The organism is Pseudomonas guariconensis (genome assembly GCF_024127895.1).
GTDB classification, from domain to species: domain Bacteria; phylum Pseudomonadota; class Gammaproteobacteria; order Pseudomonadales; family Pseudomonadaceae; genus Aquipseudomonas; species Aquipseudomonas guariconensis_B.
In genome coordinates, this window is the sequence record NZ_JAMYBK010000016.1 from 63213 (window position 1) to 75886 (window position 12674).

A 12674-nucleotide genomic window follows, 5' to 3' on the forward strand; every position below is an offset into this window, starting at 1 on the left:
CAGAGGAGGAAGATTTAGTGCGCGGAATCTTAATACAAATTCACAGATTGTAGGATCTGTTCGACAGGAAATCGTATGAATAATTCCGGCATACCAGACATCGGTCAATGAATGATGTCAAAATGACAGTTTTACAGCAAGCTCAGCAGGTACTCGTACTTGTCGCGCAGCAGCGGCATACGCTCGCGAGCCTGGTACTCCTCGAGGGTTTCCGGGCGCAGGCAGTGGAAGAGGGCGGTCAGCAGGAACACATAGCGCAGATTGCCTAGCGCCTGCTCTCCCTCGAAATGCGCCGGCAGCGCCTCCCGGTAGGCTTCGGTAAACTCCGACTGGGCGGTGAGAAACATCGCCATTTCCTTGCGCCGGAACAAGCTGCCCAGGTACGCCCCCCCATCGAACCCCACCCGCCCGATTTTCACCTCGCTCCAGTCGATCAGGTGCAACTGGCCCTTGTCGATGAACAGGTTCTTGCGCAAATAGTCCATGTGGCTGATGCAGCGCGGGCTGCGCCGCGCCTGGCTGGCCAGGTGACGGACCAACGGCACGAAGCCGCTGAAACGCTCGGCCAGGCCGGCAAAACGCGCATCCTCCTGCCCCAGCTGTTGCAGCCCCGGCAGGCAACGGGCGAAGTTGAAGCGCGGGCGCAGCAGGAACCACGGCCGGAAGAAGTCCATGCTCCACAGCAGTGGCGCCTTGCCTAGCGGTTGCGCTGCCAGGTATTCATGGCTGCGGCTTTCCAGTTCCGCGATACCCAAGGCCAGTTGATGCGCGATCGCCTGCATGCGCGGCGGCTTGCCACGCACGAACTCGGTGAAGATCAGGCTCTCGAAGGGCGTTTCGATCACGCCCAGGCAGGATGGGTAGCGAAAGTGCGTGCTACCCGCCAGCATGCCTTCGGCGCGGTGGAAGCGGGCTTCCTGGCTGCTGATGAAGGCCAGCTTGCGGATCGACTTTTCCACCAACTCCACTGGCTGCCCCGTGCAGGGGTCGAGCAGGCGGTGATGGCGCACGTAATTGACGAACGACGCATTCGACGCCAGGTCCTGGCTGGTGATCGCCAACGGGAGCTCGCCCCAGTGGGGCATCAGTGCGCGCAGGTGATTTTCGAGAGGGGCCCGTTGCCAGCGGTAGAGCGTCTTGCGCTGCGCGGGCGAGGGAGAAGGGGCATTCATGACATCCAATCAGGCAGCGCCGTACGTCCGATTTGTAACTGTTCTGGTAACAATATGCTGCGTCATACGTCGGCGACACACAACGAAAAGTTTCAACAACGTATTGATTTGCAACGTCGCAGCTTGTCAGTTGCGCTGTCCGGCGGGCTGATTCAGCCACTCTGGAGCAGAGAAGAACCGCCGGCTGACGGCAGGCCCTGAGCTTTCTATCTGACAGGGAGCCCTGTGAGGGATTACCCAGCTCTCCGAACTGCCCTGCCGCGCAGAGAACGGGACCGAAAGCACAACGGGCACTCAAGGGGCGAGCTTGGCCACGAATAGGTCGGTCCTGGCACCACCGGTGTATGGCAAGCGCTCGCCACACGTCCTGACACTCCGCTAGAGCAGAACGAAGTTTCGCTCCATGAGCAGTCCGTCAACTGGCCAGACAGTCTGCGAGCAAATAACGTCTGCCTGAGAGGGAACCCTGTGGGAACGAGCTTGTCCCACTGCTGATCGGTTAAGACTTCCAACCGCCAGTTGATGTTGTGAAACAGGCCTAGGATTGCAAGGCTCCACTTAACTGACCGGCATTGGGGCTTGCCCCGTGAATAGGCTAACCCACTGATGTATGGAAAACCGCCTTCTCATTGGCAATGCAAGCCTCCAACCATCTGCTTAGCGACTGCGGTTCCGGCTTCCTCCGTGACCCACTAGTCATATTTCGCTTCAATTCCCATCATCGCGCTTTGCTTATATTTGCAAAATCTTTACCATTCGCCGTTTCTCAACTATCTGCAGTCTTCAAGGACGAACATGAATCACCTCACGATTGCCAAAGAAGCCCTCATCGCTCAGGCCCAAGCCGTTACCCAGCTGGCCGAGCGCATCAATGGCGAATTCCAGAGCGCCGTCGAACTCATCCTAGGCTGCAAGGGGCGCACGGTCGTCTGTGGCATGGGCAAATCCGGCCTGATCGGCCAGAAGATGGTCGCCACCTTCGCCTCCACTGGTACCCCGAGTTTCTTTCTGCACCCAGCCGAAGCCTTCCACGGTGACCTGGGCATGCTCAAGCCGATCGACGTGCTGATCCTCATCAGCTACAGCGGAGAGACCGAAGAGCTGATCAAGCTCATCCCAAGCCTCAAGTCGTTCGGCAACAAGTTCATCGCCATGACCGGTAACGGCAACTCCACACTGGCCAAGCACGCCGATATCTGGCTTGACATCTCCGTCGAGCGTGAGGTTTGCCCGAACAACCTGGCCCCGACTACCTCTACCCTGGCTACCATGGCCATGGGCGATGCGTTGGCAGTAGCCCTGATCGAGGCCATCCAGTTCAAGCCGATGGACTTCGCCCGCTACCACCCCGGTGGCAGCCTCGGCCGCAGGCTGCTGACCCGCGTGCGCGATGTTATGCATTCGCCTGCCCCAGTCGTGACGCCGAGCACCAGCTTCCACGATTGCTTGCTGGTAATGACCCAGAGCCGCCTCGGCCTGACCGTGGTGATGGACGGCGACAAGCTAGTCGGCATCGTCACCGACGGCGATCTGCGCCGAGCGTTACTGGAGGATGAAGGGATCGTTCATTCCACGGTCGAGCAGTTCATGACCGCAAGGCCGCACACCATCAAGGAGGATGCGCAACTGTCTGAGGCCGAGGCCTATATGCTGGATAACAAGATCCGAGCGTTGGCGGTGACTGATGCTGAGAATAATGTGATGGGCGTGGTTGAAATTTTTGACTAATCCCAAATCATGAAACAGGGCCGATAGGCGAAAGCGTCGGCCCTGTTTCATGTGTGATTAGGCTAGACATACCCTATCCGTTCTCGAGTAGATATAGATAATTTTCGTGTCATGGGCATGGCTTATGCACTGAAAAGTCATTTTCCAGATGAGCGGGCTCTCGGTCGTCCTGATAGATCAGGACTGTTTTGGTGGTGCGTGCAAGCTATCTTTTTTAGCTTGCCGTACATTAATCGCTTCATCAATCGACAAGCTTCGAAGCCAGTAACGGATATATCTTCAAAACCTCTACCGTTGGAGGTTGTCATGGCCATCTTCAGAAAGACATGCGTGCAGCTTTGAGTCTGACACCGCTCGGATAGTGGTTGAGTTTCGATTGGCCTGACGGCTGGCGTTTCTTATCCATAGTCAGAGTGAGTACCTTATCCACTACTCCAGATATCAGGCAAAAGTCATATGACTTCCTGGTATGTTGTTGTCTATTTTTTGTGTGCGAATATTTTGCTCAGGCTGATGGGGTAGCACCATCCAGCGGCTCTACCTTGTATTACTGTGGCTAGCGCTGTACCGTGGCATTGATAAAGAAAAGCTAAATGACATTAGCCTTTGGTCAGCAGTCATCTTGCGGATCATGAACTTGAATTGGTGTGCGCTCTACTCGACTATATATGCCGCCCAAACTACGGTTGCTAAGCAGCTGCTTTAGCCAAGACGTAATCGTCTTAGGAGGGCCGGACTGAGCCATAACGAGCAGCGGGCTGGTTGGCTAACATTTTACTTTGCATATCATGAAATTGGTAAGGAGTCAATAGTCATGACGTGGCAGCTTGCACACCGTGAGTTCACACCGAGCATTAGTGGGGCGCCAATAACTGAGACCAAGCTCCCTGTGAGGCAGTGGTGCCTGTCGCTGGACTGAAATATGCGGGATGAAATGGCAGGGGTAGCGCAGTCTCTTGAGTGATGGCAGAATGACTCCAGGGCGGTAGGCATCCATTCATCTGGCGGGCGACTGCCATAGTTTAAATAGTGTATTAGAGAGCTTTTTAGATATGCCAGTTACCGTAAATGATAAAGGTGTTAATAATAAAATTGATGTTCCTGATGATGCCCAAGGTGTTATTACAATACAGGTTGAAGGTAATGGGAATGTTGTAAAAATTGGAAACTTACAAAGGGTAGGGAAGCTTAATATCACGATTTCCGGTGATGGTGGCGTTTTCGAAGCCGATCCTCGGCGCTTGGGGGATCTGCGGGTGCTTATAAAAAATGGTGCGAAAGTTGTTATTGGTGAGGATACTAGTATTGAGGGGGCTTACATACTAGCAGATAATGGACGAGAGGTACGCATCGGTAGGGACTGCATGATCTCTTTTAATGTCCAGTTGCGAACAACTGATGCGCACGGAATATATAGTGTTGAGACGGGAGAGAGATTGAATTCTCCTGGGGATATTTTAATCGAAGATCACGTTTGGGTTGGGCAGGCAGCTTTAATCAGTAAGGGTACGCAGATCGGTAGGAACTCGATAGTTGGGGCTTCTTCATTTTTGCAAAATAAGGAATACCCAGCCTCTTGTATAGTCGCCGGTACTCCAGGAAAGCTGATTCGTACTGGGGTGGTTTGGGATAGAAGGCAGGCAGAAAAAGTTACTTTTGAAGGTGAAAGCATGGATCCAAATTTTCAGCATTGGTGGCATGCTGCGCAGGAAGACTATGCTGCTGAAGCCGAGTCTTCCGCTGATAAGATTGATTGAGTTGCTTATTCATATAAGGGGGCGTCGCGATATCGGAATTTGCCCCCTTGATCCAATATCTATAAGGTGGCTCGAACAGGGAGCTTGATTACTTAGCTATGAAGCTAGGTCCTCGTTTCAAGAAAGCGAACTGAGTTCGAGCGGTGGCTTCATTAGTCAGTCGAATAGTTCAAGAGTCTCGTTCGATAAGATAAATTTGTTTCTTTTGGCAATTGGCTTGTGTTTCATCTCGCTTAGTTGCTCAAGTGCCCTTTGTGGGTTCGTGAATTCGATCTTCTTGATAACAGAAAGGTCGTAGGTCCACCATTTGCTTTTGATAAGTGCATCTATCAAATTATCATCGAATCGATATTTTATGATTTTTGCAGGTGCGCCGCCAACTATAGCATATGGAGGTACGTCTTTGGTCACAATGGAGTTGGCCGCTACAACGGCTCCAAGGCCGATAGTAACTCCTCGCATAATTTTGACGCCTGCTCCAATCCAAACATCATGTCTGATTATTGGAGGGGTCTTGCTATCGCTCCATGGTTGGATCGGAAAATTTCTCGACTCCGCAAAAAAACCATACTTATTTTTCTGATAAAAAATCCCGCTTGTTCCTAGCCACGGTGTAGGATGATTTCCTTCTCCCATCATTACATCTGGGGCGATAGAGCAATAGTCACCAATGATTGCAGATATGCGCCCGCCACGAACTACTGAATACCTGCCAACGCTTGATGAATTTAGCACCTTTGTATCAATCAAGCTAATTGGCAACGCACCTTGGAGTTTCTGTCCTTTTCTGATGTGGCTATTCTCGTACTGGATTCCTTTGCTAAGAAGAAAGTCACTCCAATCTTGATCGTTTCTTCCAGCCCTTTCGAATATCATGCGTCCTCCTTGATCATTTTTAGGTATTACTAGCTTTTATGATGGGCATATTAAACAACAAAAAACATCATAAAATCAACAGGTTAATAGCCGTGTGCTCATGGTGTGCTTGGGAAGGTATTTCGAAATACTGATTCGCTACTGCGCGAAATAGGTTCGAGGTTTGACCATTTTTCGTATGGGGTGAGAGGTTGGTCAGAGTTATTACCGCATCGCTGGTTCGGATAGCTCGCCGATGTGGTGTGAAGCCTGAGTATTTTTCTGCGAAAAAATAACTCTGTTTAGCGTCGACTGAAGAGTTTTATCGTGGCAACCGGTAAAGGCGCTGACACTGACGATTAGGGCGCTACACAAATGCATTGCGCTAGTAGTTTCGTTTTTAAAAAAAAGGGGTATTTAAACCCCTTTGTGTTACTGTGCCATTTTGGCCATTATTCTCGCATATCCTTCCGCTGTGCCAAGCACGGCGTCTTTGCCTTGAGCAAAGAGAATAGCATCAGCGACCTCACGGAATGCTCCGGTACCACCAGATGCAGACAGCGTCTGAGTTGCCGCAGCCTTTACGTAAGTCGGTGCATCTGCTACAGCAAATGAAATTCCGCAAGCTGCAAATGCTGGCAAGTCGATGCAGTCGTCGCCAATGCAGAGGGTCTGCTCAGGCTTCACTCCGGCATCAGCCATCAACTGACTGCAGGCTGCCAGCTTGTCCTTCACGCCAAACTGAAAAAGGGTCACACCCAGATCAGCCACGCGCTTGCGCAAGGTCGCCGAATCACGTCCCGACAGTACCGCCACCCGTACGCCATTTTCTTCCAGCAGACGCATGCCCATGCCATCACGAACATGGAAGCGTTTGAGGCATTCCCCCGTGGCGTCGTAGTAGATGCCGCCATCGGTCAATACGCCATCCACATCAGTGATCACCAAGCGGATATCTGCCAAGGTCGGTTTCGGTGGAGGGACTTGTCCGCTGATCAGTGCTCGTACCTGTTCCAGGCACTCAGGCGTATCGACACCCGGGCCGGTGGGTTCGACCTGGTAGGCGCGGATGCAGTAACCGGCAGCCAACAAGCGCAGTTGCTCGAGCTTCTCGGCATGCTCCATTATCGGCTGCGGCAGGCTTGCATATTCGGCCAGCACTTCGCGGCGATAGGCATACACACCCACGTGTTTGAGGTAGCGAGCTGCCTCGTCGTCACGCGGGTAGGGGATCGGCGAGCGGCTGAAGTACAGCGCATTGCCATTGGCTGCCAGCACTACCTTGACGGTATTGGGATTGCTGGCTTCATGCGCGTCTATCGGGTGGCACAGGGTACCGACATTGACGCTGGTATCGGCCAGCATGCCAACCGCCAAGGCCTCGATGTCCGATGGGCGCACCAGCGGCTCGTCACCTTGCAGGTTGATGTAGATGTCTGCATCGACTTGGCCCATGACTTCCGCAAGACGGTCGGTACCGGACGGATGATCCGGCGAAGTCATCACGCATTCACCGCCGAAGCCACGTACCGCTGTGGCAACGCGCTCATCGTCGGTGGCGATGATCACCACATCGGCATTCGTTACCTGCAGGGCCCGTTCATAGACATGTTGCACCATGGGTTTGCCGGCGATGTCGGCCAATGGTTTGCCCGGTAGGCGGGTGGAGCCATAGCGGGCCGGAATGACGATCGCGACCCGTTGTTCAGAACTTGCCATGTTCACAATCCTTGCTAAGGCAGACGCGGGGTTAGGCGATGACCAACGGCGGGAAGGACTTGACCAGATCATCCAGCGCCTTGATCTGTGCCAGGAACGGTTCCAGCTTATCCAGCGGCAGAGCACTCGGGCCGTCGCACTTGGCCTGGTCCGGGTTCGGGTGCGCTTCCAGGAACAGGCCGGCGAGGCCGACACCCATGCCTGCACGTGCCAGATCGACGACTTGTTCGCGGCGGCCACCGGAGGCTGCGCCGGAGGGGTCGCGGTTCTGCAGGGCGTGGGTTACGTCGAAGATGATCGGCAGGTCTTCGCAGGTGCGTTTCATTACGCCGAAGCCGAGCATGTCCACTACCAGATTGTCGTAGCCCATGCAGGTACCACGATCGCATAGGATCAGTTGGTCGTTACCGGCTTCCTTGAACTTGTGCACGATGTTTTGCACTTGCGATGGGCTCAGGAACTGCGGCTTCTTGATGTTGACCGGTTTGCCGGTCTTGGCCAGAGCAATTACTAGGTCGGTTTGGCGGGCCAGAAAGGCGGGCAATTGCAGCACGTCGGCCACTTCGGCGACAGGTGCGGCCTGGAATATCTCATGGACGTCGGTGATTACCGGTACGCCGAACTCGGCCTTCACTTTCTCAAAGATGCGCAGGCCTTCTTCCATGCCTGGACCACGGTAGGAGTGGATCGAGGAGCGGTTGGCCTTATCGAAGCTGGCCTTGAAGACGTAGGGGATGCCTAGTTTCTCGGTGACGCGTACGTACTCAGCGCAGGCGGTCAGGGCCAATTCTTCGGACTCGAGGACGTTGATACCGCCGAAAAGGACGAAAGGCGCGGTGTTAGAGCATTGAATATCTTTAGTGATTTGAATCATAAAATTAATCTCTAGTGCGTACTCGACTCAATGTTGAGCAGCAAAGTAGTTGAAAAGCTCGCGATAAACGTTTTTGTTCGAGAATAAGCTTTGAGCTTTGTTCTGGTTGTGGGTCCGAACGCCGGTATCCTTTTTGATATCGAACTCATATTTTTTCAAGAAAGACCGAATGTCCGACTCACTTGAAATTATTGTAGAGGGGAAATCAGTGCCCAGGCATTCTTGTCCGAGTTTATTGGTAAACAAGTGTTTGCCGGCAAATACTGCTTCAACACTTTTGAAGTTTAAACCTCCCTGAACAACAACAGGGTTGAGGGAAACTTCGATACGATCGTAAAAGTCGCTGATGTTATCAACGAAACCTAGTGCTTCAATGTTGTTGTCGAAGAATATCTTGGGTAGGATGTCCGGCGCATTGCATACGGAACCCGCAATGTAAAACTTGCTGTCCGGTGAGTATTTTTTTATAGCAGGCCACCATTCGTCCAAGATAAAGCTCAGGGATTTTACGTTGGCGGACATCTGGCCACCAATAAAGCCAAAGGCTAATGGTCTACCATGAGGACGTCTTTTTACTGGTGCGAGCGCGTAATCGAAGCCAGAGGAGGCTTTGATTACTTTAACGTGTGCAGGTAGCGTCTCAGCAAGAATTTGTTCATCAGACTCTGAAATGGCAATTACCGAGTCGCAAATTTTTAATTTTTTCAGCTCGCAGCGTTTTTCTCTAGAAGCACTGAAAAACAAACGTTCGCTGCGATTAAGGATTTGCTCATTACGAGTGAACTGCACGTCATGGGTGTCGCAAATTAACTTGAAATTTTCGCGGTCATGCTTTATATATTTGACGGCGTCCATCATCCAAGCATATGAGACGATAATGGACTGGTAGCGATTTGCGACGTGTAGTGAGTTAGCCCAACGTTTGCATGATTCAGTTGGTCTAAATTTTGCGCGCTCAGAAAATAAATCGGGAAGGTCTGCCGTTTTTCCCAACGCCTTGCGTGCTTTTATTTCTATGGCACGTGTATATTGCTCAAGTTTTGAAGGTTTTTTCTTGTTGTTTTTATAGAAGTAAACGTTATTGCAGAAGGTTTCAAGGGCGGTTTTGAAACGCGACTGTTTGACGTTTTTGGGCGTGGTTATCAGCAAATCAACAGCGACACCTTGCTTGCTTAAATTGAAAAGCAAGTTGAATGCGCGCTGATGTGAGCCCAGAGTCAGAGGCAATATGGATCCGGGGAAAATCAAAAGTACAGATGCTTTACGACGCGGATTTAAGCGATATTGCTTGGTTTCGCCATCTGGGAGCATGTGCCAAACATTGCCTAGGCGATGAGAATAAAAGCTATTTAGCATCTTCTCATCAATTTGGAAATCAACATCTGCAAGGATAATCAGGTCATCGGCATCACCGCATATGTTCAAAAAATCGGCTTGCTCGCTAACTTGCTTTATATTCTCGCCCTTGATGTTTGCTCCCTGCAGGAAAAATTGATTGTTAGGTTCACGTTCGGCGAGGCTTGCAATGCTTTCAAGCTGTACGGTAGTGGTTGATGATGCAAATATGGCAATTTTTTTCATGGCTCTTCCTTACCGTACAAGATTCCCGTAAATATCAATGGTTTTGCTATATCGCGGATCCGCTTTAGCCGTCTTTTCCTCGCTTATTATTTTTATAGCAGTAGGGGATGCTGGAGCCGAACCGCAAAGACTTATCGAGTAGCTTTTGGCTGCGATATGCTTCTGGGCAATCGATATGATCCAGGCCTGATCTATCTTTACCTTGTTTTTTCGATATGTTAAGTCGACTGTTGTGTTAAGTGGAAGGTCCACTTCAATAACAGCCTTCTCAGCAAATGGAATCGGTTCGCAATGATTTTTTTTAGTTGGCGTATATTGTTCGATAGGGATGTCAAGTTGCTTAGAGACAGCGATATGGTTTTCCTCACTGTCAGGGAGTAGTAAGTTTGACTTGGTCAGGTAGGCTAAGTACTTTATCAGCCTGGCACGTATTTGGCTGTTGCTCAGGTTGAGCTCTTTGGATAGGCTTGATGTCAGGCCCGCAGACGAATATATTGACCCGCCAAGAGATATTACTCTTTTCCCTTTGATCAGTGCTTCCAAACCAACCGTACTGTTGATGGTCACTACTAAGTCCGACCATTCCAGCCAGTAGTCAAGTGTTTCATCGGTAGAGACCTTGACATTCTCAAAGCGAGGGATGTTGGGTAGAGTATCAGGTAGCTCTTCAGGGTGTGGGCGCACCAAAAAGTTGCTCGTACTGTTGTTTAGAGCTTCATATATTTCAAAAAAAGTCTCACGCATCGATCTGTACTTACTGTACATGATGATGTTTGTGTCTAACTGAACCTGAAGTGGGAAAAAAATATTTCTTCTGTTGCCAGATTGCTCGGGTTGCTCGGGTGGTATCTTGAAAAGTTCGATGATTTTTTGGGTTTCAAGATCTGAGATGGCCAGGTTGTCGAGCCAGTCACCGTTTATTTCGTTGAGAGAGGATGCACCATTCACACCTAGACGATCAATAAATAGCGAGTTTTTCAGCAAGCCTCGTTCAAGAAATGCGCTAGGGATTTTTCTATTTGCAGCTATAAGCCTAAGTATGTTGGCAATGTAGCCAGTAAAGCCATTCCATACAACAATCTTATCTGGCTTGCACGTGGCAATAATAGAGTTAAGTGCGTTGTAATGTCGGTGAATATCGCGGATTGATCGGGCGCGCTGACCTGGCCAGCCAACTTTTGGACGGCGGCGTTGCTCAGGTTGTAGGACATCATTATAGGTGATGCCATCTTCCAGTGAGCTTTCAATCGTTGTGCCGCTATCAACAGGGGTGGCGGTTACATGATCTTCAAAGGCAACGGTTCTTATACCTGCGTTTTCGAAGTAGCGACCTTTTTTGTTTGAATACAACAAAACAATAGGCTCGCACCCGAAGTTCTTCAGGGTTGCAGCCAGGGTCATGATCCTGTTTTGGTTCTCTAAATGATCGCCACACTGAATAAGTATTTTCATGAGTACTCTAAATGGGCAAAATTTCTTACGCGGCGAAGCTCGCAGATCGTAATGCCATCATTTGATGGCATTGTTAGGAGGGCTAAGAGGCCGTTGCCTCAAGCGGAGTGACGCGGCCATATCTATCGGAGAACCGTACAATATCGTCCTCTCCTAAATAAGACCCTGATTGCACTTCAATCATTTCCAACGGGATCTTGCCTGGGTTCTCAAGGGCATGAACCACGCCAACGGGGATATAAGTCGACTGGTTTTCTGTCAGAAGGAGATCGTCGCCACCTATAGTTACTTTTGCTGTGCCGGTAACCACGATCCAGTGCTCTGCCCTATGGTGGTGCATCTGAACAGATAGTTTTTGGCCAGGTGCTACAGTGATACGTTTAACTTGATATCTTTCGCTCGCATCGATGGAGTCGTAAGCCCCCCACGGTCGATAAACTTTTCGGTGGGAGGTTGCCTCTGAACGATAGTTCTTTTTCAGCGTATCAACGAGCTTTTTTACATCTTGTGCTTTGTCTTTGGCGGCCACCATGACTGCGTCTGCAGTTTCAACAACTACCACATCTTTCAGGCCGAGGACGGACACCAGTCTATGTTCAGCATGAACGTACGCGTCCACGGTGTCTTCCAAGATCACATCCCCGCGGCTTGCATTGCCGTGATCGTCCTTTTCTGCGATCTCCCACACAGCAGACCACGATCCGATATCATTCCAGCCCGCATCGAGAGGAACAACAGTAACAATGTCGGATTTTTCCATGACAGCGTAGTCAATAGAGATATCGGGAGCTTTGGCAAATGCCGTTGGATCCAAGCGCTGGAAGTCTAGGTCAGTAGAAACACTGCTCAGAGCGCTATCCACAGCATTTAATACATCTGGAGCATATTTTTGAAGCTGGGTAAGCATGGTGCTCGCTTTGAACAGGAACATCCCGCTATTCCAGAAATAGCGCCCATCATTCAGGTATTGCTGAGCTGTTTCAAGGTCAGGTTTTTCAACGAAAGCCGCTACAGCCTGAGCGTGTGTACCCTTCTCTTCTACTCGTATATAACCGTAGCCTGTTTCAGGCTTGTCGGGAGTAATGCCGAAAGTAACAATTCGGCCACTCTCCGCTTCTGGAACGCCTTGTTGGAAGGCCTCTTTCAGTGTTGCTAGGTCGCTGATGTCATGGTCAGCAGGTAGAACAAGCAGCAGTTCGTCTTTCTTTAAGCTAAGGGCTGTCAATGTAGCCGCTGCTATTGCAGGGGCTGTGTTTCGTCCAATTGACTCCAAGAGAATGGCGCTGGGTTTAACGCCCAGTGCTCTGCACTGTTCAGCGACCAAGAAACGATGGTCTTCATTGCTGACGATAATCGGGGAAATGGATTCCTCAACTACTTTTTCCAGCCGTGTCAGTGTTGTCTGAAAAAGCGACTGCTCGGCATTGATGTTCAAAAATTGCTTTGGGTGAAGAGCACGTGATAGTGGCCAGAGCCTAGAGCCTGAGCCACCCGAGAGGATTACGGGGATCATATAATTTCCCTATCGTTGATCAA

General features: G+C 50.7%; 8 protein-coding genes and 1 pseudogene. 2 read left to right on the forward strand and 7 right to left on the reverse strand.

Features of this window, described 5'->3' with window-relative positions; all coding sequences use genetic code 11:
* Nucleotides 1–131: 131 nt before the first annotated feature.
* The gene (locus NJF35_RS16685) at nucleotides 132–1172 is read right to left on the reverse strand and encodes a phosphotransferase (protein WP_253091286.1); all 1041 of its coding nucleotides are present in this window, start codon (nucleotides 1170–1172) and stop codon (nucleotides 132–134) included.
* 795 nt (nucleotides 1173–1967) lie between these two features.
* Here NJF35_RS16685 and NJF35_RS16690 point away from each other — a divergent pair.
* Nucleotides 1968–2900 carry an SIS domain-containing protein gene (locus tag NJF35_RS16690; RefSeq protein WP_253091287.1) on the forward strand — a complete coding sequence of 311 codons (933 nt, stop codon included), beginning with the start codon at nucleotides 1968–1970 and terminating at the stop codon, nucleotides 2898–2900.
* Nucleotides 2901–3952: 1052 nt separating this feature from the next.
* A complete protein-coding gene (locus tag NJF35_RS16695) occupies nucleotides 3953–4657 on the forward strand; it encodes an acyltransferase (RefSeq protein ID WP_253091288.1) in 705 nt (234 codons plus the stop codon).
* Between the two features lie 296 nt (nucleotides 4658–4953).
* Here NJF35_RS16695 and NJF35_RS24905 read toward each other — a convergent pair.
* The 6 genes and pseudogenes from NJF35_RS24905 to NJF35_RS16725 all read right to left on the reverse strand — a co-directional run.
* Nucleotides 4954–5152, reverse strand: a pseudogene (locus NJF35_RS24905) (hypothetical protein); the annotation flags it as partial.
* A 792-nt stretch (nucleotides 5153–5944) separates the two neighbouring features.
* On the reverse strand, nucleotides 5945–7231 hold the full coding sequence (gene kdsB / locus NJF35_RS16705) for a 3-deoxy-manno-octulosonate cytidylyltransferase (RefSeq protein WP_253091289.1): 1287 nt from the start codon (nucleotides 7229–7231) through the stop codon (nucleotides 5945–5947).
* Between the two features lie 31 nt (nucleotides 7232–7262).
* Nucleotides 7263–8105, reverse strand: a complete 843-nt coding sequence (kdsA, locus tag NJF35_RS16710; RefSeq protein ID WP_225790926.1) for a 3-deoxy-8-phosphooctulonate synthase — start codon at nucleotides 8103–8105, stop codon at nucleotides 7263–7265.
* Nucleotides 8106–8132: 27 nt separating this feature from the next.
* Nucleotides 8133–9686, reverse strand: coding sequence for a glycosyltransferase (locus tag NJF35_RS16715; protein ID WP_253091290.1), 1554 nt, complete (start codon nucleotides 9684–9686; stop codon nucleotides 8133–8135).
* 9 nt (nucleotides 9687–9695) lie between these two features.
* Nucleotides 9696–11138: a hypothetical protein gene (locus NJF35_RS16720; RefSeq protein WP_253091291.1), complete on the reverse strand. Its 1443-nt coding sequence runs from the start codon at nucleotides 11136–11138 to the stop codon at nucleotides 9696–9698.
* Nucleotides 11139–11220: 82 nt separating this feature from the next.
* Complete coding sequence (locus tag NJF35_RS16725) at nucleotides 11221–12651, reverse strand: mannose-1-phosphate guanylyltransferase/mannose-6-phosphate isomerase (RefSeq protein WP_253091292.1); 1431 nt, start codon at nucleotides 12649–12651, stop codon at nucleotides 11221–11223.
* Nucleotides 12652–12674 lie beyond the last annotated feature (23 nt).

What these genes read in the sequence shown, in the direction of transcription:
- NJF35_RS16725 (WP_253091292.1), bottom strand. Translation starts at nt 12,651, where the DNA reads ATGATCCCCGTAATCCTCTCGGGTGGCTCAGGCTCTAGGCTCTGGCCA.
- NJF35_RS16685 (WP_253091286.1), bottom strand. Translation starts at nt 1,172, where the DNA reads ATGAATGCCCCTTCTCCCTCGCCCGCGCAGCGCAAGACGCTCTACCGC.
- NJF35_RS16690 (WP_253091287.1), top strand. Translation starts at nt 1,968, where the DNA reads ATGAATCACCTCACGATTGCCAAAGAAGCCCTCATCGCTCAGGCCCAA.
- NJF35_RS16720 (WP_253091291.1), bottom strand. Translation starts at nt 11,138, where the DNA reads ATGAAAATACTTATTCAGTGTGGCGATCATTTAGAGAACCAAAACAGG.
- NJF35_RS16715 (WP_253091290.1), bottom strand. Translation starts at nt 9,686, where the DNA reads ATGAAAAAAATTGCCATATTTGCATCATCAACCACTACCGTACAGCTT.
- kdsA (WP_225790926.1), bottom strand. Translation starts at nt 8,105, where the DNA reads ATGATTCAAATCACTAAAGATATTCAATGCTCTAACACCGCGCCTTTC.
- NJF35_RS16695 (WP_253091288.1), top strand. Translation starts at nt 3,953, where the DNA reads ATGCCAGTTACCGTAAATGATAAAGGTGTTAATAATAAAATTGATGTT.
- kdsB (WP_253091289.1), bottom strand. Translation starts at nt 7,231, where the DNA reads ATGGCAAGTTCTGAACAACGGGTCGCGATCGTCATTCCGGCCCGCTAT.